General features: G+C 71.3%; 20 protein-coding genes and 1 pseudogene. 7 read left to right on the forward strand and 14 right to left on the reverse strand.

The features are described 5' to 3' along the window. Positions 1 to 10: 10 nt before the first annotated feature. The gene (locus OH809_RS18430) at positions 11 to 1,351 is read right to left on the reverse strand and encodes an MFS transporter (protein ID WP_406421382.1); all 1,341 of its coding nucleotides are present in this window, start codon (positions 1,349 to 1,351) and stop codon (positions 11 to 13) included. Positions 1,352 to 1,512: 161 nt separating this feature from the next. Here OH809_RS18430 and OH809_RS18435 point away from each other — a divergent pair, with 161 nt between their 5' ends. Then, positions 1,513 to 1,845 carry a hypothetical protein gene (locus OH809_RS18435; RefSeq protein ID WP_406421381.1) on the forward strand — a complete coding sequence of 111 codons (333 nt, stop codon included), beginning with the start codon at positions 1,513 to 1,515 and terminating at the stop codon, positions 1,843 to 1,845. A gap of 23 nt (positions 1,846 to 1,868) precedes the next feature. On the opposite strand, the gene OH809_RS18440 is transcribed toward OH809_RS18435, so the two are convergent. Next, the gene (locus tag OH809_RS18440) at positions 1,869 to 3,119 is read right to left on the reverse strand and encodes an MFS transporter (protein ID WP_406515333.1); all 1,251 of its coding nucleotides are present in this window, start codon (positions 3,117 to 3,119) and stop codon (positions 1,869 to 1,871) included. 132 nt (positions 3,120 to 3,251) lie between these two features. Here OH809_RS18440 and OH809_RS18445 point away from each other — a divergent pair, with 132 nt between their 5' ends. Next, positions 3,252 to 4,241: a GlxA family transcriptional regulator gene (locus tag OH809_RS18445; protein ID WP_406515334.1), complete on the forward strand. Its 990-nt coding sequence runs from the start codon at positions 3,252 to 3,254 to the stop codon at positions 4,239 to 4,241. Between the two features lie 237 nt (positions 4,242 to 4,478). Here OH809_RS18445 and OH809_RS18450 read toward each other — a convergent pair whose 3' ends face one another. The 3 genes and pseudogenes from OH809_RS18450 to OH809_RS18460 form a co-directional block, all read right to left on the reverse strand. Further along, complete coding sequence (locus tag OH809_RS18450) at positions 4,479 to 5,528, reverse strand: Zn-dependent alcohol dehydrogenase (RefSeq protein ID WP_406515335.1); 1,050 nt, start codon at positions 5,526 to 5,528, stop codon at positions 4,479 to 4,481. Next, a pseudogene (locus tag OH809_RS18455) lies at positions 5,525 to 5,641 on the reverse strand (acyl-CoA dehydrogenase family protein); the annotation flags it as partial. The pseudogene OH809_RS18455 and the gene OH809_RS18450, both read right to left, overlap by 4 nt. A gap of 269 nt (positions 5,642 to 5,910) precedes the next feature. Further along, the gene (locus tag OH809_RS18460) at positions 5,911 to 6,825 is read right to left on the reverse strand and encodes an SDR family oxidoreductase (RefSeq protein ID WP_406421377.1); all 915 of its coding nucleotides are present in this window, start codon (positions 6,823 to 6,825) and stop codon (positions 5,911 to 5,913) included. Between the two features lie 101 nt (positions 6,826 to 6,926). On the opposite strand from OH809_RS18460, the gene OH809_RS18465 reads away from it, so the two are divergent. Continuing rightward, positions 6,927 to 7,853 carry a cyclase family protein gene (locus tag OH809_RS18465; RefSeq protein WP_406421376.1) on the forward strand — a complete coding sequence of 309 codons (927 nt, stop codon included), beginning with the start codon at positions 6,927 to 6,929 and terminating at the stop codon, positions 7,851 to 7,853. Between the two features lie 38 nt (positions 7,854 to 7,891). Here OH809_RS18465 and OH809_RS18470 read toward each other — a convergent pair whose 3' ends face one another. The 4 genes from OH809_RS18470 to OH809_RS18485 form a co-directional block, all read right to left on the reverse strand. Further along, positions 7,892 to 8,407, reverse strand: a complete 516-nt coding sequence (locus tag OH809_RS18470; protein ID WP_406421375.1) for an ATP-binding protein — start codon at positions 8,405 to 8,407, stop codon at positions 7,892 to 7,894. Between the two features lie 434 nt (positions 8,408 to 8,841). Beyond that, a complete protein-coding gene (locus tag OH809_RS18475; protein WP_406421374.1) occupies positions 8,842 to 9,837 on the reverse strand; it encodes an acyl-CoA dehydrogenase family protein in 996 nt (331 codons plus the stop codon). A 7-nt stretch (positions 9,838 to 9,844) separates the two neighbouring features. Beyond that, positions 9,845 to 10,999, reverse strand: coding sequence for an acyl-CoA dehydrogenase (locus OH809_RS18480; RefSeq protein WP_406421373.1), 1,155 nt, complete (start codon positions 10,997 to 10,999; stop codon positions 9,845 to 9,847). Beyond that, a complete protein-coding gene (locus tag OH809_RS18485) occupies positions 10,999 to 12,204 on the reverse strand; it encodes an amidohydrolase family protein (protein WP_406421372.1) in 1,206 nt (401 codons plus the stop codon). Before OH809_RS18485 ends, OH809_RS18480 begins: the two co-directional genes overlap by 1 nt. 156 nt (positions 12,205 to 12,360) lie before the next feature. Here OH809_RS18485 and OH809_RS18490 point away from each other — a divergent pair, with 156 nt between their 5' ends. Then, positions 12,361 to 13,899, forward strand: coding sequence for a class I adenylate-forming enzyme family protein (locus OH809_RS18490; RefSeq protein ID WP_406515336.1), 1,539 nt, complete (start codon positions 12,361 to 12,363; stop codon positions 13,897 to 13,899). A 268-nt stretch (positions 13,900 to 14,167) separates the two neighbouring features. Here the strand turns inward: OH809_RS18490 and OH809_RS18495 are convergent, their stop codons facing one another. Together OH809_RS18495 and OH809_RS18500 are read right to left on the reverse strand one after the other, a co-directional pair. Beyond that, positions 14,168 to 14,689 carry an EF-hand domain-containing protein gene (locus OH809_RS18495; RefSeq protein WP_406421371.1) on the reverse strand — a complete coding sequence of 174 codons (522 nt, stop codon included), beginning with the start codon at positions 14,687 to 14,689 and terminating at the stop codon, positions 14,168 to 14,170. A gap of 93 nt (positions 14,690 to 14,782) precedes the next feature. Next, entirely contained in the window at positions 14,783 to 15,157 is a 375-nt protein-coding gene (locus tag OH809_RS18500; protein WP_406515337.1) for an STAS domain-containing protein, read from the reverse strand. A gap of 281 nt (positions 15,158 to 15,438) precedes the next feature. Here OH809_RS18500 and OH809_RS18505 point away from each other — a divergent pair, with 281 nt between their 5' ends. Together OH809_RS18505 and OH809_RS18510 are read left to right on the forward strand one after the other, a co-directional pair. Beyond that, positions 15,439 to 16,059: an RNA polymerase sigma factor gene (locus OH809_RS18505; protein ID WP_406515338.1), complete on the forward strand. Its 621-nt coding sequence runs from the start codon at positions 15,439 to 15,441 to the stop codon at positions 16,057 to 16,059. Next, entirely contained in the window at positions 16,056 to 17,390 is a 1,335-nt protein-coding gene (locus OH809_RS18510; protein ID WP_406515339.1) for a maleylpyruvate isomerase N-terminal domain-containing protein, read from the forward strand. The genes OH809_RS18505 and OH809_RS18510 overlap by 4 nt, the downstream gene beginning before the upstream one ends. A gap of 65 nt (positions 17,391 to 17,455) precedes the next feature. Here OH809_RS18510 and purU read toward each other — a convergent pair whose 3' ends face one another. After that, the gene (gene purU / locus OH809_RS18515; RefSeq protein WP_406515340.1) at positions 17,456 to 18,334 is read right to left on the reverse strand and encodes a formyltetrahydrofolate deformylase; all 879 of its coding nucleotides are present in this window, start codon (positions 18,332 to 18,334) and stop codon (positions 17,456 to 17,458) included. A gap of 28 nt (positions 18,335 to 18,362) precedes the next feature. Next, complete coding sequence (locus OH809_RS18520) at positions 18,363 to 18,809, reverse strand: SCO4402 family protein (protein WP_406425121.1); 447 nt, start codon at positions 18,807 to 18,809, stop codon at positions 18,363 to 18,365. Positions 18,810 to 18,983: 174 nt separating this feature from the next. On the opposite strand from OH809_RS18520, the gene OH809_RS18525 reads away from it, so the two are divergent. Further along, a complete protein-coding gene (locus OH809_RS18525) occupies positions 18,984 to 20,264 on the forward strand; it encodes an ABC transporter substrate-binding protein (RefSeq protein WP_406515341.1) in 1,281 nt (426 codons plus the stop codon). Positions 20,265 to 20,379: 115 nt separating this feature from the next. Here OH809_RS18525 and OH809_RS18530 read toward each other — a convergent pair whose 3' ends face one another. Further along, positions 20,380 to 21,843: a hypothetical protein gene (locus tag OH809_RS18530; protein ID WP_406515342.1), complete on the reverse strand. Its 1,464-nt coding sequence runs from the start codon at positions 21,841 to 21,843 to the stop codon at positions 20,380 to 20,382. Between the last annotated feature and the right edge of the window lie 95 nt (positions 21,844 to 21,938).

The following is a 21,938-nucleotide window of genomic DNA, read 5'->3' on the forward strand; positions in this document are numbered from 1 at the left end:
CTCGGCACCGTCAACCGAGTGCCGCGGCGGCATCTGAAGGCTCAGGCTCCCGGACCCGCCGGATCACCAGCGCCATCAGCGCCGCCGTCGCGCACAGCGCCCCCGACGTGTACCAGACCATGTCGTACGAGCCGAACACGTCGCGTGCCACACCGCCGAGGAACGCCACCAGCGCCGCGCCCACCTGGTGGGAGGCGAGGACCCAGCCGAAGACGATCGCGCTGTCCTCGCCGTACTGCTCGCGGCAGAGCGCCAGTGTCGGCGGGACGGTGGCCACCCAGTCCAGGCCGTAGAACACGATGAAGAAGACCATCGGCGGGTGCACACTCGGTGCCATCAGCATCGGCAGGAAGAGCAGCGAGACGCCGCGCAACGCGTAGTAGACGGCGAGGAGCCGGCGGGCGTCGAAGCGGTCGGTGAGCCAGCCGGAGAAGACCGTGCCGATGATGTCGAAGACGCCGATGACGGCGAGCAGCGAGGCGGCCGCGGTGATGGGCATGCCGTGGTCGTGGGCCGACGGCACGAAGTGCGTACGGATCAGGCCGTTGGTCGAGGCGCCGCAGATCGCGAACGTGCCCGCGAGCAGCCAGAACGGTCCGGTGCGGGCGGCGTCGACCAGGACGCGTACGGTACGGGCCGCCGCTCCCCGGGCCGGTGCCGGCTTCTCGACGTACGCACCGCCGTAGGGGGCCAGGCCCACATCGGCCGGGTGGTCACGCATCAGGAGCCAGACGAACGGAACGACGACGAGCGCGGCCAGCGCGACGGTGACCGAGGCCGGGCGCCAGCCGTGCTCCTCGACGATCCATGCGCACAGCGGCAGGAAGATCAGCTGGCCGGAAGCGCCGGCCGCGGTGAGGATGCCGGTGACCAGGCCGCGTCTGGCGACGAACCAGCGGTTGGTGACCGTGGCCGAGAAGGCCAGCGCCATCGAGCCGGTGCCGAGGCCGACGAGCAGCCCCCAATAGATCATCAGCTGCCAGGAGGCCGTCATCCAGACACTGGCGAACGCCCCCGCCGCGACCGTGGACAGGGCCACGACGACGACCCGGCGGATGCCGAACCGGTCCATCAGCGCGGCGGCGAACGGCGCGGTCAGTCCGTACAGCGCCATGTCGATCGAGACAGCCAGCCCGATCTCCCCGCGCGACCAGCCGAACTCCGTGTGCAGCGGGTCGATGAGGAGGCCGGGCAGGGAGTTGAACGCGGCGCCGCCGATGATCGTCACGAACGTGACGACGGCGACGATCCAGGCGCGGTGGACGCGAAGGCGGGAGCGCCCGCGGGACGGTGTGCGGGCGGCCGGGCGGTCCTCGTCCCGGGCGGCTGCGCTATCGGTTGTCTGGGTCACGTCGCCCAGCATCCGGCCCCGGGGCGTGCTCTCACGAGTGGCCGGAGGGACATGGTTCGCAGGGATCGGGCCATGGAGGGAGGCGTACGATCATCCGTCGGCCGGGGCGTACGCACACCCGGCCGGATGAGACGGACGAACCGATCGAACCGGGGGATCTCATGCAATGGGTCGCGCGCCAGCAGTTCCATCACCGTTCCGCACTGATGCAGGCGTGGGGCGCCGGGCTGCTTCTCATAGCCGTCGGGCTGTGGATCTGGCTGGCGTTCCTGCTGGGGGATCAGGCGGACGCGTACTGCTACCGCGTCACGATGCAGTGCACGGTGGCGTCGGAGCTGCCCAAGCAGCTCACCGTCCTGGCGATCTCCGGGGCGCTGTCCGTCCTCGGTTCCGCATTGCTCGTCGGTGGCAGTGTGCGCAGGCAGACCAGTGCGCATGTTTTCCAGGTCATCGAGATGCAGAAGTCCGAGGAGCGGGACCGGCAGAAGCGCTGACGGTCGGGGCGCGGTCGCCCGGCTCACCCGATCCGCTCCAGGCGGCGGATCGGGCGGGCCACCAGCAGCACGCCCACCACCAGTGCGTTGATCACCGCTCCGGTCAGCAGCACCTCGGGGGCGCCCACCGCGTCCGCGACCGGTCCCGCCAGTGCCCGGCCCGCGGCCAGCATCAGCAGGGAGCCCGCCACGTCGTACGCGTGCAGCCGGTTCAGGGCCTCCGGCGGGACGTGTGTCTGGACCGTCGTCGACCACATCACCAGCCAGAACGCGAACACCCCGCCCGCCACGAACTGCCCGACCCCCAGCGCGGACACCGGCAGCCCGAGCCCCAGCACCACCAGGTTCACGCACACCCCGGTCAGCGCGATCGCGCCCGCCGCGAGCGGGCGGCGCGGTCTCAGCCGCAGGGCCAGCAGTCCGCCGACCACGCTGCCCGCGCCGTTCACCGCCATCATCACGCCGTACGTCCCCGAGCCGTGCGCCTCGGTGACCTCGACCGCGGTCAGCGGGAGCATCGGGCCGATCACGGTGAATCCGTACACCGTCCAGATCGCGATCACCCCCCACAGCCAGCTGCGGGCCTTGAACTCCCGCCATCCGTCGACCAGTTCGGCGACGAACGTGCCGCGCTGCGTTGCGTCGGACGGCATCGGGGCGAGCCGCAGCAGGAAGAGGCAGACGCCGGAGACCGCGAACGTCGCCGCGTTCGCCGCGTACACCGCTCCGGCGCTCGCGAGTCCGACCAGAAGTCCCGCGAAGGCCGGGCCCGCCATCGTCATCAGCGCCTCGGAGACCCGGAGCACCGCGTTGCCGCGCTGCACGTCCAGCGAGACCCGGGGCACGGTCGATGCGACTCCCGGCTGGAAGAGCGCGGCACCGACGCCGGCCACCGCGCTCAGTGCGTACACCGCCCACAGCGGCGGGTTACCGGTCGCGAAGGAGACGGCGAGCACCGATGCCCCGACCAGCCGCAGCGCATCGGCGATGATCATCATTCGACGCGGGGTGAAACGATCCGCCAGCACGCCGCCGAAGAGCACGAAGAGCGCCAGCGGGCCCATCCATGCGGCCAGCGCGAAGCCGACGGACGCATGCGGGCGACCCGCTCCCAGCAGACCCGCGGTGAGCGCCACCGGGATCATGCCGTCGCCGAAGAGTGCGGCGGTCCGGGCGATGAAGAAGAGCCGGAAGTTACGGTTCCAGAGCTCGCTTCCCGGCCGTTCGCCGTCCCGGCGCACACCCAGGGGCGGCAGGGCGGCCGATGAATCCAAGGGGGACGACTGCGAGGGTGCGTTCGCGCGGTCCGTGCCGGGAATGCACTCGTGCTCTGCTGACTTTTCCTTCACGTCGGTGACATGTATCACTTTATGGTCTATACCACTAGGGGTGAAGGGAGCCCTGCCGTGAAGCACAGAGTCGTCGTCCTCGCCCTGGACGGGCTGCTCCCGTTCGAACTGGGCATCCCTCAAAGGATCTTCGGCCGGGCGCTCAGTTCCGAGCCGTATGACAAGGGCCGGAAACTGTACGAAGTCGTTACCTGTTCCGTCCGCCCACCGGGACCGGTCTCCACCGACGCGGACTTCACGATCACGGTCGAGCACGGCCCCGAAGCACTGGCCACCGCCAACACGGTCGTCATCCCCGCCTCGTACGAACTCGGCCCCGTCCACGAAGAGGGCAGACTGACGGACGAGCTCGCCGCGGCGTTCGCGTACATCAGGCCGGGCACCCGGCTCGTCTCGATCTGCACCGGCAGTTACGTCCTCGCCGCCGCCGGGTTCCTCGACGGGCGCCCCGCCACCACGCACTGGTCCTCCGCCGACCACTTCCAGCGGCTGTTCCCGCAGGTCCAGGTCGACCCGGACGTCCTGTTCATCGACGACGGGGACGTCCTCACATCCGCCGGGGTCGCCGCCGGCATCGACCTGTGTCTGCACATCGTGCGCCGCGACCACGGCACGGCCGTCGCCAATGACGTCGCCCGCCGCACGATCGTGCCACCGCACCGCGACGGCGGGCAGGCGCAGTACATCCAGCGCCCCGTCCCCGAGGCCCAGTTCGCGACCACGACCGGTGCGCGGGCCTGGGCGCTCGGGCGTCTTGACCGGCCGATCCTGCTGCGCGACATGGCGCAGCAGGAGTCGATGAGCGTACGGACGTTCACGCGCCGGTTCCGTGAGGAGGTCGGGATCAGCCCCGGACAGTGGCTGACCCAGCAACGGGTGGAGCGGGCGCGGGGGCTGCTGGAGTCCACGGACCTGTCGATCGACCAGGTGGCGCGCGAGGCGGGGTTCGGCACGGCGACGTCACTGCGGCAGCACATCCAGGCGGCGCTGGGGGTGTCGCCGACGGTGTACCGGCGGACGTTCCGGGCGACGGTCGGGGGCCGGTGAGGGCGGGGAAGCGCCGGTCCCAGGGCCTTTCGGATCCGAAGGGCGGGCCTTGGACCGGCCGGCAATTGGGGGGCGGCGTCACGGGGCTGGGGCACGCACCTCGCGGCGTTGTCGTCCATCACCATGGCTCAATCCTCCGCCTTGCAATGCACGAACCCCAGCCCCGCTCCTTCACTTCCACCCCCCAATGGCCGGCCGGTCTTACGGACTGTCCCGTGATCCCTGACGGGACAACCCTCAGAAGACCAGCACCCCGCGCGCCACCCTTCCGTGGTGCGCGTCGTCCGCCGCCTTCGCGAAGTCCTCCACCAGGTACGTCTCCGTGACCAGTTCGTCGAGCATGAGGCGGCCGGTCCGGTACAGCTCCGCGTACAGCGCGATGTCGCGCTGCGGGCGGGAGGAGCCGTACCGGCAGCCGAGGATCGACTTGTCCAGGTACATCGACGAGACCAGGAACGACGCCTCCGCCGTCGCCGCCGGGACGCCCAGCAGGATCGCCTGGCCGCGCCGGCCCAGCAGGTCGATCGCCTGCCGGATCAGTTCCGTACGGCCCACGCACTCGAAGGCGTGGTCGGCGCCGGTGGGCAGGATCTCGCGTACGCCCTCCGCCGACGTCAGGAAGTGCGTCGCGCCGAACTGCCGCGCCACCGCCTCCTTCGCCGGGTTGGTGTCCACCGCGACGATCGTCAGCGCGCCCGCGATCCGGGCGCCCTGGATCACATTGAGTCCGATGCCACCGGTGCCGATCACGACGACCGTGTCGCCGCGGTCGACCTTCGCCCGGTTGAGTACGGCTCCGACGCCCGTCACCACGCCGCAGCCCATCAGGGCCGCGGAGGCCGGCGGGATGTCCGCCGGGATCTTCACCGCCTGCACGGCCTTGACCAGGGTCCGTTCGGCGAACGCGGAGCTGGACGCGAACTGGTACAGCGGTGTGCCGCCCCGGGAGAACGGCTGCCCCGGCATCCCGATCGCCTTGCGGCACATCGTCGGCCGGCCCCGGTCGCACTGGGCGCACGCGCCACAGCTGGCCAGGGTGGAGAGCGCGACGTGGTCGCCGGGCACGACATGGACGACGCCCGCGCCGACCGCCTCCACCACGCCCGCGCCCTCATGCCCGAGGACCACCGGCAGCGGGAACGGGATGGTTCCGTCGACGACCGACAGATCGCTGTGGCACAGGCCCGCGGCGGCCACCGCGACCAGCACCTCGCCCGGGCCCGGGTCGCGTATCTCCAGGTCGTCGACGACCTCGGTCTGCTTGCCGTCGAAGACGACGCCTCTCATCTGGGCTCCCTCGGTAGGTTGAGCACCCGCTCGGCGATGATGTTCCGCTGGATCTCGTCCGAGCCGCCGTAGATGGTGTCGGACCGGGTGAACAGGAACAGGCGCTGCGCTTCGTGGCCCCACTGTCCCAGCCGAGGCCGATCCAGCCGCCGCGGCCCAGCTCGCGCTCCCAGGCGCGGCCGCCCTCGGCGGCGCAGGGCTGTGTGAGGTGCGCCTGCAGCCAGGACCGGACCTCCTGGCGGAAGGCGTCGTCCGTTGCCTCGAACGCGAAGTCCACGTCCACTCCTCGGGGTCGGGCGAATGGGTGGTTGCCCCGTGCGGGCGAGGATCAGGCCCCCGCGACGGTTCAGGAACGGGTCCGGGGCGGAGCCCCGGGAGGGGATCACGCGTTGGGCCTCGTCCTGGCGGCCGCCGCGGCCGCCATCGCCTCCAGCCGCGCCAGCATCGGCATCGGGTCCACCCCCACCGTCCCCGGCAGGTAGTCGGCGATTCTCTCCGGGGTCCACGCCCCCTCCGCGTACCCCGCCCGCAGCTCCCTCGGCTGGGCCCAGACAGCGATCTTGGGGCCCGCGATCGTGTACACCTGGCCGGTGATCTTCTCCTCGCGGGCCCGCTCGCTGAGCAGGTAGACGACGAGTGCGGCAACGTCCTCCGGCTCGCCGATCTCCTTCAGCTCCATCGGGACGTTCGCGGACATCCGGGTCCGGGCCACGGGGGCGACCGCGTTCGCCGTGACGCCGTACTTGTGCAGGCCGAGCGCCGCACTGCGGACCAGCGAGATGATGCCGCCCTTCGCGGCGCTGTAGTTCGCCTGGGCGACGCTGCCCTGGTGGTTGCCGCTGGTGAAGCCGATCAGCGTGCCGCCCCCCTCCTGCTTCCGCATCACCGCCGAGGCCGCGCGGAAGACGGTGAAGGTGCCCTTGAGGTGGGTGGCGACAACCGGGTCCCACTCCTCCTCGGACATGTTGAACAGCATCCGTTCGCGGAGGATCCCGGCCACGCACACGACCCCGTCGATCCGCCCGAACTGCGCCAGCGCCGTGTCCACGACGCGCCGGCCGCCCTCCATCGTGGAGATGTCGTCGGCGACTGCGACCGCCTCGCCGCCCGCCGCCTCGATCTCCTTGACGACGGACTCGGCTATCGCACTGGTCGGCTCGCCGCCCTCGACGGAGACGCCGTAGTCGTTGACGACGACCCTGGCCCCCTCCGCCGCCGCGGCGATCGCGACGGCCCGTCCGATGCCACGGCCGGCACCGGTCACGGCCACCACCTTGCCTGCCAAGAAGTTCCCCATGTCCGGCCCCTTCCCGCTGTTTCTGACGGACCGTTAGATTTTATGGGCAGTCGGCTCCGTCAGCACAAGACCCGGTGCCCCACCGATTCGAGGAGGCCCTCATGTCCCTGCCCGCCGAGTTCCACGAGATCGCCAAGCGCGTGAACAACTGGGGGCGCTGGGGCGCGGACGACGAGATCGGGACGCTCAACCTGATCACCGACGCGGTGGTGCGGGACGCGGCGGCCACCGTCCGCACGGGGCAGCGGATCCCTCTCGCGCTCCCGCTCCAGCAGGACGGTGTGCAGAGCGGACTGATTCCGGGGCGGGTCAACCCACTGCACGCCATGGTCCAGATCAACCAGGAGCTCTTCGGTCCGGGTACGGTCGCGACCAGCGACGACGTCGTGACGCTCGGCCTGCAGGCGGCCACCCACTGGGACGCGCTCACGCACGCCTCACACTCGGGGAAGATCTACAACGGCCGTCCCGCCACCACTGTCACCGCGCACGGCGGCGCAGAGTTCAGCGGGATCGACAAGCCCCCGCACCTCGTCTCGCGCGGCGTCCTGCTGGACGTGGCACGCGTCCACGGTGTCGACCGGCTGCCCGGCGACCACGCCGTCACCCCGGAAGACCTCGACGCGGCGGAGGAGTTCGCCGGGATCCGGGTCCGGGCCGGGGACATCGTGCTCGTACGCACCGGGCAGGTCCAGGTGTATCTCGCCGGCGACAAGCACGCGTACGCCTATCCGTCACCCGGCCTGTCGATCCGGACACCCGAGTGGTTCCATGCCCGCGATGTCGCCGCGGTCGCCAATGACACGCTGACCTTCGAGATCTTCCCCGCGGAGATCGAGGACCTGTGGCTGGGCGTGCACGCGCTCGACCTGGTCGAGATGGGCATGCTGCAGGGCCAGAACTGGAACCTGGAGACGTTGTCCACAGCCTGTGCGGAGGAGAAGCGCTACGGCTTCCTGCTCTCCGCGATGCCGGAACCGTTCGTCGGCGCCACCGGCACGCCGGTCGCCCCGGTCGCCCTTCTCTGACCGGCCACGGCCAGGAACGTTCCAGCACATTCCGGCTGCTATGCGCGATGTGTGACGGCGCGCGACGGTTCGTACGGGCCCGTGCTCTGGGCGCCGATGCCCGGCACGCCCGGACCGTGCGCACCCGTCCGCATCTGCACCACCGGCGCGCCCCGGTCCACCTCGCACCAGATCCGCTTTCCGGCGCCCTCCGGCTGCCAGCCCCAGCGGTCGGCGAGACCGTCGACCAGCTCCAGGCCGCGGCCGCCGGTGTCCTCGCCCTCCGCGTGCCGCTGCTGCGGCGGGCGGCAGCTGGTGTCGGCCACTTCGACCCGTACGGTCCCGGCCGTCCCGGCCGCTCCCGTCGCGCCGAACAGCATGCGCAGCACAGCCGGACAGCCGGTGTGGACGACCGCGTTGGTGACCAGCTCCGAGATCAGCAGGATGAGCGTCTCGGCCAGTGGCTCGTCGTCTCTTATCCCGGAGCCGACCAGTCTCGACCGCGCCCATCTACGGGCCCGCCCGACCTCCGCGGGATCCGGACCGACCTCCAGCTGAACCTGAAGCACCTGCACCGCTCACACCATCCGAACCGGCGGACACATCGCCTCGCGCCTCCTCAGGATCACGGAACGTGATTCCCTTACGAGACAGCATGGTTGACGTACAGTCACCGCAACAAGCGCTTCGGGCATATTCCAGCGCGAAGGAGTACGCGTGCTGCATACTGTGCGACGCACGTCGCGGGGAGTCGAACAGCAGCGCACCGAAGCCGCGGGGAACGCTCCCCGGGCACGCCAGGCGCTTCTGCGTGGAACGCGAGCAGGGCACCTCGTCCGGACCGGAGTCGCCGCACGGGCAACACCCGGATCGCCGGATTCCAGAACCACTCGCATCCAACGGAGCGTACCCGAGCAGAGGGCAACTGCGGCCCGTGACGAATCACGCAATGGACACAAGCCGGTATCGGCGCATACCGACTGCACTGCGTAACTCCGCAGCGTGAACCTCAGGGGTCTCCCCCGTCACATGCGTGCACTCGGCACAGATCTGCCGCCAGGGCCTCCTCGGCCTCTGCCGCCGTCAGCCACTGCCCGGCCCGCAGCCACGCCCGCTTGAGATGCAGATGAACGTCCGCCTCCCAGGTGAAGCCCATGCCGCCGTGCACCTGGAGGCAGTCCCGTGCGTTGCGGACGGCCGCCTCGTCGGCGAGCAGCTTGGCGCCCGCGATCTCGGCCGGGTCCGCGGTCACCGCTGCCGCGTACACCGCCGTACGGGCCACCTCGGCGCGCACCAGCATCTGGGCACACAGGTGCTTGACCGCCTGGAAGGCGCCGATCGGCGATCCGAACTGCTCGCGCTCACGGGCGTGCTGGACGGCCATCTCGGTGGTCCGGGCGGCGCTGCCGAGCTGCTCCGCAGCGGCCAGCAGGGCGCCTTCGAGCCGGAGCGGCGTCGCACCGGGCAGCGGGGCCCCGTCCTCGACGCCCGCCGTCACACGGTGCAGGGGCGTGAGCGGGTCGAGTGACCGTACGGGACGCGCCGTCCGTACGAGCTCCCGCAAGGCGTCCCCCTCCAGGACCCGCGCCGGCCCTCCCGGCCGGACAGGACCCAGGGCGATCAGCGCGTCCGCCGCTTCCAGATGGGCCACCGGCCGCCCCTCGTCCAGCACCGCGACCACCGCCCCGCCGTCCGCCGCCCCCTTCACCGCCCCCACCGCGCCCGCGGCGAGATGCGTGGCCACCAGCGGTCCGGGCAGCAGCACCCGCCCCGCCTCCTCGAACAGGAGCACGGACTCGGGCAGCCCGAGCCCCACGCCGCCGTCCGCCTCGGGCAGCCGCAGCGCGAAGAACCCGGCCGCGCCCAGCTCCCCCCACACCCCCCGGTCGACGGCCACGCCCGCGTCGAGCGCGGCCCGCATCCGGTCCCTCCCGAAGCGACCGGCGAGCAGCTCCCGTATGCCTGCCCGCAGGGCCCGCTGGTCGTCCGAAAGCTGGAAGTCCACAGTCCGCTCACCGCCCCTTCGGCAGGCCGAGGATCCGCTCGGCGACGATGTTCCGCTGGATCTGCGAGGTGCCCGCGGCGATCGTGTACGAGAGCGAGGTCAGCCGGTCCAGGACCCATTCCCGGTCCAGATCGGCCCCGTCGGCGCCGAGCACCTCCGCGGCCGCGTCGTACAGCTCCTGGCGGGCCTGCGAGTAGCGCAGCTTGAAGACCGAGCCGCCGGTGCCGGGGACGCCGCCGCTGCGCTGGGCCTCGCCGACGTTCCACTGGGTGAGTCGCCACAGCGCCCGGAATTCCGCGTTCAGCCTGCCGAGCGTCCTGCGCAGCACCGGGTCGTCCCAGCGGCCGCTGCGCCGCGCCTCGGCGGCCAGGGCGCTCAGGGTGCGGCGGCAGGCGACGACCTCGCCGACGAACGCCGTACCGCGTTCGAAGGAGAGGGTGACCATGGTGACCCGCCAGCCGTCGTTCTCGGCGCCGACCCGGTGGGAGACCGGCACCCGCACCTCGTCGAGGAACATCTCGGCGAACTCGGTGGATCCGGCGAGCGTGCGCAGCGGGCGGACGGTGACGCCGGGGGCGTCCATCCGCATCGCGAGCCAGCTGATCCCGCGGTGCTTCGGCGCCGCCGGATCCGTCCGCACGAGCAGCTCGCACCAGTCGGCGACCTCCGCGTGCGAGGTCCAGATCTTCTGGCCGGTGACGACGTAGTGGTCGCCGTCCCGGACCGCCCGGGTCCGCAGCGAGGCCAGGTCGGAGCCCGCCTCCGGCTCGCTGAACCCCTGGCACCAGATCTCGTCGCCGCGCAGCACCGGCGGCAGCCAGCGGGCGCGCTGCCCGGCCGTGCCCTCGGCCGCGATCGTGGGACCCGCGTGCAGCAGCCCGACGAAGTTCGCGCCGACGTACGGCGCCCCGGCCCGCTCCGTCTCCTCCAGGAAGATCAGGTGCTGGGTGGGGGTGGCGCCCCGCCCGCCCGCGTCGACGGGCCAGTGCAGCCCCGCGTACCCGGCGTCGTACAGCATGCGCTGCCAGGCGGTGTCGTAGGCCCGCCGGCCCGGCCAGTCGTCGGGGCCGGGCTTCGCCGGCAGCCCGGGCAGCACCGCGGCGAGCCACTCCCGCAGCCGCGCCCGGAACTCCTGCTCCTCGTCCGTGTCCGCGAGATCCACTACCGGCCCCGGTCCCGGTCGAGATCCAGGTCCAGCATCCTGATCGCGTTTCCGCGCATCAGTTTGTAGACGGTCTCGTCGTCCAGTCCCTTGACGTGGTCGAGCGCGACCTCCCTCGTGTGCGGGAAGGTCGAGTCGACGTGCGGGTAGTCGGTCTCGAAGGTGGCGTTGTCCCGCCCGACCACGTCGAGCGACGCGACCCCGTGCTTGTCGCGGAAGAAGCAGCAGAACATCTGCCGGTAGTAGTACGCCGACGGCGGCTCCGGGATCAGATCGCGGACCCCGCCCCAGGCCCGGTGCTCCTCCCACACGTCGTCGGCGCGCTCCAGGGCGTACGGGATCCAGCCCATCTGCCCCTCGCTGTACGCCAGCTTCAGCTGCGGGAACTTCACCAGCACTCCGCTGAACAGGAAGTCCATCATCGAGGCCATCGCGTTGTTGAAGGAGAGCGAGGCCTGTACGGCGGGCGGGGCGTCCGGCGAGGCGGCCGGCATCTGCGAGCTGGACCCGATGTGCATGTTGACGACCGTGCCGGTCTCCTGGCAGACCGCGAAGAACGGATCCCAGTAGCCGGTGTGGATCGACGGCAGGCCGAGATGGGTGGGGATCTCGGAGAACGTCACGGCCCGCACCCCGCGGGCGGCGTTCCGCCTGATCTCGGCGACCGCCAGGCCGATGTCCCAGAGCGGGATGATGCAGAGCGGGATCAGCCGGCCGCCGCTGTCGCCGCACCACTCCTCCACCATCCAGTCGTTGTAGGCGCGCACACAGGCGAGCGCGACCTCCTTGTCCTCGGCCTCGGCGAAGGTCTGGCCGCAGAAGCGCGGGAAGGTGGGGAAACAGAGCGACGCCTCGACATGGTTGAGGTCCATGTCCTTGAGGCGTTCGACGGGGTCCCAGCAGCCACGCCGCATCTCGGCCCGGGTGATGCCCTCCAGCGTCATGTCGTCGCGGTCGAAGCCGACGGCGGCGATGTTCCGCTTGTACGGGAACTTCAGGTCCTCGTAGATCCACCAGTCGGTCGGCGGCCCGTCCGGATCCATGGTGATGACGTACTTGCCACCCGTGTACGCCAGCTCGCCGATCCCGGCGGTGAGCGGCTGCGGGCCGCGGTCGCGGTACTTGGCGGGCAGCCAGGCCGAGAAGAGGTGCGGCGGCTCGATCACATGGTCGTCGACGCTGACGATCCGAGGCAGTTCCGTCATGGTGTCCCCTTCGGCGCACAAGGCATGTATCTGACGCCCAGTCAGATTTGGTTCGGCTCCCACGCTAGCCCCGCACCCCTGGACCGACAAGGCGCAGCGCTCTACGCTCTCCGCACCATCTGACTACCCGTCAGCTAAGAGGGAGCGGGGAACGCAGTGAACGAGACCGCACACGCCCTGGGCGCATCGGCCACCTTCTGGGAACTCATCGAGCGCCGCGCCGCGCTGACCCCGGACCGCCCCGTCCTCCTCCAGGACGACCGCACCCTCACCTTCGGCGAGCTGCGTGACCGCTGCGAGCGGGTCGCGGCGGGCCTGTACGGACGGGGGGTGCGCCCCGGCAGCGTCGTCGCCTGGCAGCTGCCGACCCGCCTGGAGACGGCGCTGCTCTCCTTCGCCCTCACCCGGATCGGGGCCGTACAGTCGCCCGTCATCCCGTTCTACCGGGACCGCGAGGTGGGGTTCGCGCTGCGCGAGTCGAAGGCCGCCTTCTTCGCCGTGCCCGGCACCTGGCGCGGCTTCGACCACACGGCGATGGCGCACCGGATCGCCGCGGACCTCGAGCAACCGCCGCAGGTCCTCGAGGCGTACGAGGAGCTGCCGGACGGCAACCCCGCCGTGCTCCCGCCCCCTCCGACGGACGGCACGGCGGTGCGTTGGATCTACTGGACGTCGGGGACCACCTCCGACCCGAAGGGCGTCCTGCACACCGACCGCAGCCTGATCGCGGGCGGCTCGTGCCTGGCCCACGCACTGCGTCTGTCGGCCGACGACATCGGCTCGATGGCGTTCCCGTTCGCCCATATCGCCGGGCCCGACTACACCGTGATGCTGCTGCTGTACGGATTCCCCGCAGTCCTGTTCGAGCACTTCGCCATGGACGGGGCGCTGGACGACTACCGGCGCCACGGGGTGACGGTCGCGGGCGGCTCGACCGCGTTCTACTCCATGTTCCTGACCGAACAGCGCAAGGACCCGACGCGCAAGGTGGTCCCCACGCTGCGGCTGCTGGCGGGCGGCGGGGCGCCGAAACCGCCGGAGATCTACCACGCGGTCGTACGGGAGATGGGCGTCCAGCTCACCCACGGCTACGGCATGACCGAGGTTCCCATGATCACGATGGGCGCCCCCGACGACACGGTGGAGCACCTCGCCGAGACGGAGGGGCGGCCGCCCGAGGGCATGGAGATACGGATCACCGACGAGGACGGCAAGCCGCTGCCGTACGGGACGGACGGCGAGGTACGGCTCCGCGGGGAAGCCGTCTGCCAGGGCTATCTGAACGCGGCCCGGGACGCCTTCGACGCGGACGGCTTCCTCGTCACCGGCGATGTCGGCCATCTCCTGGAGAGCGGCCATCTGGTCCTCACCGGGCGGCTCAAGGACATCATCATCCGCAAGGGCGAGAACATCTCCGCCAAGGAGATCGAGGACCTGCTCCACCGCCACCCCGGGGTCGCCGACGCGGCCGTGATCGGACTGCCGGACGAGGAGCGCGGGGAACGCGTCTGCGCGATCGTCGAGCAGCCGGCCGGGGCGGGGGCGCTGACGCTGGCGGAGCTGGCCGGGTATCTGCGCACGGAAGGGCTCGCGGTGCACAAGCTGCCGGAGCAGCTGGAGGTGGTGGACGCGCTGCCGCGCAACGAGACGTTGCGGAAGGTGCTCAAGTACAGGCTGCGGGAGCAGTTCTCCTGACCGAAAACGGGTCGCCGCCGTCGCTCACCGCCTGCCGGGGTCCGGGGGCATGGACTGTGTTTTCTGCACCCCGATGCGGGATGACTCGGCGCGGTGAGTCGTCCGCGGGCCGGTGGTCTCCGCGTTCGCCCCGCTGGACGCCCTCGCTCCGGGGCACACGCTCGTCGTCCCGACCATCTCGGCGAGGAGAACGCACCCGGCCCGGTCAGCGGCGCGCTTACGGCCTGCCTCGCGACAGGGAGTGGGCTCCCTGTCGCGAGGCAGGCCGTTACGCGTCCGGCTCGATCACCGTGAAATAGACGGCGAACGCGGCAACCGCCTCGTCCTCGGCGATCTTGCCGTCGTGGTCGGTGTCCAGGCTCCGCGCGGCCAGTCCTGCCGACTCCTCGCTCGCGCCCAGGATCTTCAGCGCCCGCTCCACGGCGGGCACCGAGGCCGCACCGTCGTCGTCGTTGTCCGCCACGGCGATCGCCGCGCGCAGGAACGGACGGGCGATCTCCGCGAAGCGCTCGGGGTTGTCGCGCAGCCGTTTCACGGCCCCGCCCACGAACTCCTCACGGGTGACGCGCTGGTCCCCGTCGACATCGGCGATGCCCGCCATGCCCTGCCAGAACGCCTCGGCCCCGGTGTAGAGCGCCTGCCCCTTGTCGCAGCGGGCCGTCGTACCGAATTCGGCGAGCAGACGGGCCGCGGCGGCGTTGAAATCCGCGCGATCGATGTATCCGTTGCCGTCCTGGTCGAAGGCGGCGAAGCGGAAGGCAATCTTGCGCTCATACTCTGCGCTGTCCATGCGGGGAGCGTACGACGCCTGCGGGCATCACGTGTCACTTACGCGCGCCACCGGTGTGACAACCTGCTCTTAACGCCGGGTGGCGGGATGGTTTCAGGCCGAAAGTGGCTGGGCTCCGTCGTCGACGGCCGCGTCCCAGTCGGGGTAGACATCGAACAGGCGGCGCACGCCGAGGGCGGCGAGCACCCGGTTGACGTGGGAGCCCTCCTCCGCGCCGCGGGCCGGCAGGATCAGCCGCAGCCTCCCGCCGCAGGAGCGCATCAGACGGCGGGCAGCGATCAGCACGCTGACGCCGCTCGAGTCGCAGAACAGCACCTCGGAGAGGTCGAGCACCACGTCGTGACGCCCGACGGCGACCGCGTCATGGACGGACTGGCGGACCGCGGGCGACGTCACCAGGTCCAGTTCGCCTCGTATGTGCAGCACGGTCCACACGCCCTGCTCGGTCTCGGCCACTTTCAGAGCCACTCGACTGGGCCTCTCGTTCCGGGGAATCCGACGATCCGGAAGTATCCGTTCCTCCTCGCGGCTGCCCCCGCCGCGCACCCATGAAACACCGACCCGCAGAAGTAGACACAGAAGGGTTTTCAGGCAGAAATGATCACTTCAGGTCCGATTCCAACATCCCGGGATGTCGTATGCCCTACCTTCCAGGGCGTTCTCAGGGGCGTACTTGCCGCAAAGACACCTGCAGGGCGAGTGCCGCCGACTACATTCGATGTGACGAGGGGGACAGGGCTGGGGGTCCTATGGCGAAAGACGCACCGCCCCGCTGGGACCGCAGGATGCAGCAACGGCTGGCACGCGGCGAGGCGGCGGCCCTCGGTGAGCTCTACGACCGTTTCGCCTCACTCGTCCACAGCCAGGCCCACCTGATGCTCGACGACGAGTCGGCCGCCGACCTGGTGACCCGCGAGGTCTTCGGGTATGTGTGGGAGAACCCCGACGCGTACGACCCCAAGCAGGGTTCGATGCGGTCCTGGGTGGCCCGGCTCACCCACCGCCAGTCCGTGCAGCGCCTGCGTGCCGCGGAACCGTCCCGGTTCGCGCGGGGCGAGGACGGCAGCGAGGACGGCGAAAACGGCGGGGGTGAGGACGCCGCGGCCCGGCAGGAGCTGGAGGAGCGGGTGCAGCGCGCCACGGCCGCAGCCCGCGCCGACTACATCGTCGCCTCCATGCCCGCGCCGCTGCGGGCCGCACTGGAGCTCGCGTACATCCAGCGCAGGGACTACCGGCAGGCCGCGGCCGACCTCGGGGTGACCGCGGACGAGGCCCGCCGCCGGCTGCGGCTCGGGCTGCAGCTGCTCTCCACCGCCGGCACCCTCCCACTGGAGGGGTCCGCGCCGCCCGGATACGGACGGATCCTGTGACCGGCGACGACGACGCGAACGGGCGCGACGACGAGGTGCGGGGCGCGCGGCGCGTACCAGGACCGCGGGCGGCGGCGGACGACTTCGACCTCGGCGCCGTACCGACGGCGCCCGGGCCCACGACACGTGAACCGGCGGCACCCGACCCGGAACCGGAATCCCCGGCGGCGCCACCGCAACCGCCCGCCCCGGTGCTCCCCCACCGCGTGCTCAAGGCCCTTCTCGGCGCCTGGGCGCTGGCCGCCTGTTCCGCCGAGGAGACCGAGGCGGTCGAGGCGCACCTGCCCGGGTGCGCCGCCTGCGCGGACGAAGCGCTGCGGCTGCGCGACGCGGTCGGTCTGCTGCACACCGACCGCAGCCTGGACCTCGACCCGCTGCTGCGCTCCCGGGTGCTCGAAGGCTGTCTGAGCCGTCGCCCGGCCGAGATCCCGGTACCGGGCTGGGCCGTTCCGTACGACGCGGAGACCGCCCGCCTCGATGCGCTCCTCCGTGACATCGGCAGCTCGGACTGGCATGCGCCGGTGCGGCTGAAGTGGTTCGAGGGTGAGCGACAGGTCAACCGCAAGACGACGGTCGCCGGGGTGATCGGCCATCTCATGACCGTCGACGGGCTGGTCAGCACCGCCCTCGGCCTGGACGATCCGGTCGCCGACGGCGCCGGCGGACGCGGTGGGAGCGGTACGGACGCCGGCTCCGAGCTCCCGCTCTCCCCCACCCCGCGCACCGAGACGTACTGGTCGGCGGCCCGACGACCGCCCACCCGGGCCGTCCGCGAACCCTGGCGCGACCAGAGCCACGCCCTCATCCGTACGGTGTCGTTCGCCGGCCGCGGGGTCGCCGCGCTGTCCGTCTCGTACGGGGGCTTCGCCCTCCCGCTGCAGGACGCCCTGCTGGACCGGGCATTCGAGTGCTGGGTGCACGGCGGTGACATCGCGGACGCGGTGGACTATCCGTACGAGGCCCCGTCCGCCGCCCATCTCCACCGGATGATCGATCTGGCGGCCCGGCTCCTGCCGGCCGCCCTCGCCGGACGCCGCCGGGCCGGGCTCGCGGCGCCCGCCCGCCATCTGGTGACGGCCGGTTCGCCGGGCCGTTCGCTCCGTCTGGAAATCGAGGGCTCGGGCGGCGGCAACTGGTACATCGCCCTGGACTCCCCGGCCGCGCTCGGCTCGCGCGACCACGCGGTCGCGCAGGTGGCGCTGGACAGCACGGAGTTCTGCCGGCTGGTCGCGGGCCATGTGTCGCCCGTCGACGCGGCGGCCGGGCAGGAAGGCGACCGCGAGACGATCCGCGACGTGCTGTTCGCGGCAGCGTCGCTCAGCCGGCTCTAGCACCCCTCCCGGCAAGCTCTGCCCCATCGCAAACACTGCCGGTCACGGCACTGGCGTCTTTCGCGCTACGCGAAGATCACCGTGCGGCGCCCGTTGAGCAGGATGCGTCGCTCCGCGTGCCACTTCACCGCGCGCGCCAGCGCCCGGCACTCCACATCGCGCCCGATCGCGACCAGCTCGTCCGGCGTGACGCCGTGGCCGACCCGCTCGACCTCCTGCTCGATGATCGGTCCCTCGTCGAGGTCGGCGGTCACGTAGTGCGCCGTCGCACCGATCAGCTTCACACCGCGGGCATGCGCCTGGTGGTACGGCTTCGCGCCCTTGAAGCTCGGCAGGAAGGAGTGGTGGATGTTGATGATCCGGCCGCTGAGCTGCTTGCACAGATCGTCGGAGAGGACCTGCATGTAGCGGGCGAGGACGACCAGCTCGACGTTCTCCTCGCGGACCAGCTGCAGCAGCTGTGCCTCCGCCTCCGCTTTGGTCTCCTTGGTCACCGGGATGTGCCGGAAGGGCACGTCGTACGAGGCGGCGAGCTCGGCGAAGTCCGTGTGGTTGGAGACGACGGCCGCGATGTCGATCGGCAGCCCGCCGATGCTGGAGCGGAACAGCAGGTCGTTGAGGCAGTGGCCGAACTTGCTGACCATCAGCACGACCCGCATCCGGTCCGAGGAGCGGTGGATCTGCCAGTCCATCCGGAACGAGTCCCCGATGGCGGCGAAACTGGCCCGCAGCTTCTCCACGGTCACCGGGGCGTCCGCCGAGAAGTGGACCCGCATGAAGAACAGACCCGTGTCGTGGTCACCGAACTGCTGGCTGTCCTCGATATTGCAGCCGGTCATGAAGAGATAACTCGACACGGCGTGCACAATGCCTTGTTTGTCCGGGCACGAGAGGGTGAGGACGTACTGCTCCGGGGTGGTCTCAGCAGGCTGCGGCGCGGTCATGTCCGTAGCGTGCCACACCGTTCCCGGTTCAGGCGGTCCTGGTCATGATGCGGAGCACGTCCAGGGAGCACGGCGGGGTGTCGGGGTCCTCGCCGTCGTTCGTGGCGAGCAGCACGTGCGCCTCACGGGCGGCCCGTACGCCTTCCGGCCAGCCGTGGTGCTCCAGGTAGGCGGAGACGGGGGCGTCGGCGCCGACCTGGTGCATGATGCGCAGCACCCGCAGCACGGCGACGTCGACGAGGGCCGCCTCGCCGGAGTCGCGGAAGACCGTGCCGACGTATTTCTCGGCGGACCAGTTGTCCAGCCAGGTGTCCTCGACCAGGCGGTACACGGCGTCGGTGACATCGCCGTACCCCTCCCGGCCGGCCAGCCAGCACTCGTGGTGGAAGACGGGGTCGGAGAGCATGTGCAGCGCCGAGCGCACGTTGCTGCGCCAGCGCCACCAAGGAACGTCATTGAGCGGCATGCCGCCCATGGTGGAGGAGCGACGGCCGCGACGGGAAGTGTTCTCCGAACCTTGCTGCACGGTTGTCGATCGTACGTTCCCTCCTGCCGGGCTCGCACCGGCCCCTGTAATTCACCTGGGCGTCACCGAGCGTTGAACGGAGCACGCATCGGCGTTACCCCGGGCGCGGAAATGTTCATGCCCATGACCGGATGGCGACGCCTCACTTTCCCCCGCCCCTACACATTCCTCACATGTACGGCGGCGGCCGGGGCATTGCTGATCACCGGCTGCGGTGCGCTCCCTGGGGCCTCGGGGGACTCCAGGGAGCCCGTCACCGTCGTGACCTGGGCCCCCGACGGCTCCAACGGTCCGGATACGGAGAACATGGCGGGCATGACGGCCATGGCCCGCGCCTATGCCCGCTGGGTGAACAACAACGGCGGGCTCGACGGGCACAAGCTGCGCGTCGTCACCTGCAACGAGGACGACACGTCGAGCAGCGCGGGGGACTGCGCCCGGCGGGCGGTCGCGGAGAAGGCGGTCGCGGTCGTCGGCTCGTACAGTCCGGAGGGGCACTCCTTCATGGGGCCTCTGGAGGCCGCCGGGATCCCGTACATCGGCGGCTACGGGTCCTCCGCGGAGGAGTTCACCAGCTACAACTCGTACCCCGTCAACGGCGGCCAGTCGGCGCTTCTGGCGGGCAACGCCAAGCAGCTCGCCCGCAGTTGTGAGCGGGTCTCCCTGGTGCGCCCCGACACGCTGGGCGGCGACGGCCAGGCGTGGCTCCTCAGCACCGGCCTGACGGAGGAGAAGCGGTCCGCGCCCACCGACGTCCGGGCGGCGGAGGCGGCCACGTCCTACGACCGGGCGGCCGAGCAGGCGCTGGAAGGGGCGGGGCGGTCCGACGGGTGCGTGACGGCGGTGCTCGGGGACCGCACGGAGACGTTCTTCGACTCCTTCCGCCGTCTCGAACCGTCGGACGGGTCCGTGCGGATCTCGTCGGTCCTCGGCAGCGTCGGCCAGCCGCTGATCAACAGCACCGGCGGGCGGAACAGCCCGTTCGAGGGGGCGTACGTCACCGGCTGGTACCCCGAGTCGGGGGATGCCCGCTGGGACGAGATGCGCGCGGTGATCCGGAAGCACGCGTTCGGCGACAACCGGATCGACCCGGACGACACAGGTGTCCAGACGACGTGGATCGCATACACGGCGCTGAAGGAGATCGTGACGGCGATCAACGCCCCGGACATCACCGGCAGCAAGATCACGACCGCCCTCAACAGAGGCGTCGAGGTCGACACCGGTGGTCTCACCCCGGTGCTGCGGTGGCGGTACGAGGACATGCTGGGCTCGTCGGCGTATCCGCGGATCGTGAACCGGAAGGTGACGTTCCAAGTGGTGCGGAAGGGGCGGCTGGTGGCCGAGAGGAAGGGGTTCGTGGACGTCACGAACACACTGTCGGAGGCCAGCGCGAAGGGCTGAGTACCCGCAAGCCCCTCCGGCGGTCGAGGATCGGGGCGCGGGGGGCACGGACGCGACGGGCGCACAGGGGGGTGCGGGGTGCTGCCCCAGTGCTGGGCAGCACCCCGCACCGCCGTCAGAGCTCCGTCGGCGCCCGCCGCGTCAACCCGTACTTCGCCGCGATCGAGTTCCACAGCGGCGACGCCTGCGCCTTCGCCTTGCTCGCCTCACCGCTGTCCCGGTCGGCCTGGGCCTTCTCGGACGTCGCGCGGGCCTGTCCGTGCTTGCAGACCTTCTTGCCGTTCTTGGCCTTCGCGGCCCATGCCGCGTAGTGGTCGTCGGCGGAGGCCGACGCCTGCCACGCCTTCGTGAGCGCCGAGGTCAGCTGCGCGTTGTTCGGCAGCTTGTCGACGGTCAGCCCCTGCAGCCGCGTCACCAGGTCGCGGCGCTGCTTGGCCGCGCCCTGCAGATCGGTGACCGCCTGGTCCAGGTTGGTGCAGGACTTGGTCTTCTCCACGGCCCCGATGACCGCCGCACGGCTGTTGTTGCTGTCAGCGAGCAGCTTGTCGAGCGCCTCGGCCTGCTGCTTCGCCGGGTCGGCCGCCGCCTGCGTGGAGGGCTTCGCGGCGGGCGAACTCGCCGCGGCCACCGGCTGCTTGTCGTCCGTGCCCTTGTCGCCGCCGCTCATCAGCGCACCAGCGCCGAGCCCGACGACGGCGCAGCCGACGACGACCGCGGCGATCAGCGGGACGTGCGACGGCTTCTTGCGCTGCCCGGCCCGGCCCTGCGGCGGCTCGCCGTGCTGCGGCTGGTAGGCCGGCGCGGGCTGCTGGTGCGGCCGGCCGGCGCCCTGGTACGGCGCCTGTCCCGGGTCGAACCGGGGCATCTGCTGCGTGGAGGCCGCGGGCTCCTCGGCGCGGAACAGGTTGTCGAACTCGGCGGGGGGCTGCCGCTCACCGGGCGCCCCCGGCCTGATGCCGTACGGGGCACCACCGGGCACCGGCGGAATGTACTGGGTCGCGTCGGCGTCGGAGGCCGATGCGGGCGGCTGCGCGTGGGCGATGAACTGGGTCGCCTCCGCGGCACTCTCGGCCGCCACCGGCGCTATGAACTGGGTCGCCTCCGCGGCACTCTCGGCCTGCACCGGCGCGATGAACTGCGTGGCATCCGCGTCGCCGCCCATGCCCGCACCCGTGCCCGTTCCCGTCCCCGGTACGGCCTCCGGGGGCAGCGCCTGGGCGTACGGCTGGGGCTGGGGCTGCGCGTACTGCTGGGGCTGGGCGTACTGCTGGGGCTGGGCGTACTGCTGGGGCTGGGGCTGCGCGTACGGCTGAGGCTGCTCGGCCGGCAGCGCCGGGCCCTGCTGCCCGTACGCCTGCCCCTGGTCGTACTGCGCGTACTGGCCCTGCGGCGACGCGTCCTGCTGCGGCGCCTGCGGCCCCCAGGGCTGACCCCATGGCTGCCCGCCCGCCGGAGCGGACCGGTCGACCGGTCCGCCCGGTATCCAGGGCTCGCCGCCACCTGCGGGCAGCACGACACCTTCGTGCGCGGGCCGTACAGCAGGGGGCTGCTGCTCGTCACCCTGTCCGCTCTGCGTCACCGGGACTCCTACGTGTAAACCTACGGAATCGTCGGCTCACGCTATCGGGTGGCAGCCGCTCTCCGCCAAGCGCCCGATATCACTCATCGCCCCTT

The organism is Streptomyces sp. NBC_00873 (assembly GCF_045207415.1).
Classification (GTDB): Bacteria; Actinomycetota; Actinomycetes; order Streptomycetales; family Streptomycetaceae; genus Streptomyces.

Bases quoted from the DNA above. Each gene is read 5' to 3' on its own strand.
- OH809_RS18435 (WP_406421381.1), top strand. From the start codon at position 1,513: ATGCAATGGGTCGCGCGCCAGCAGTTCCATCACCGTTCCGCACTGATG.
- OH809_RS18450 (WP_406515335.1), bottom strand. From the start codon at position 5,528: ATGAGAGGCGTCGTCTTCGACGGCAAGCAGACCGAGGTCGTCGACGAC.
- OH809_RS18460 (WP_406421377.1), bottom strand. From the start codon at position 6,825: ATGGGGAACTTCTTGGCAGGCAAGGTGGTGGCCGTGACCGGTGCCGGC.
- OH809_RS18465 (WP_406421376.1), top strand. From the start codon at position 6,927: ATGTCCCTGCCCGCCGAGTTCCACGAGATCGCCAAGCGCGTGAACAAC.
- OH809_RS18485 (WP_406421372.1), bottom strand. From the start codon at position 12,204: ATGACGGAACTGCCTCGGATCGTCAGCGTCGACGACCATGTGATCGAG.
- OH809_RS18495 (WP_406421371.1), bottom strand. From the start codon at position 14,689: ATGGACAGCGCAGAGTATGAGCGCAAGATTGCCTTCCGCTTCGCCGCC.
- OH809_RS18505 (WP_406515338.1), top strand. From the start codon at position 15,439: ATGGCGAAAGACGCACCGCCCCGCTGGGACCGCAGGATGCAGCAACGG.
- purU (WP_406515340.1), bottom strand. From the start codon at position 18,334: ATGACCGCGCCGCAGCCTGCTGAGACCACCCCGGAGCAGTACGTCCTC.
- OH809_RS18520 (WP_406425121.1), bottom strand. From the start codon at position 18,809: ATGGGCGGCATGCCGCTCAATGACGTTCCTTGGTGGCGCTGGCGCAGC.
- OH809_RS18525 (WP_406515341.1), top strand. From the start codon at position 18,984: ATGACCGGATGGCGACGCCTCACTTTCCCCCGCCCCTACACATTCCTC.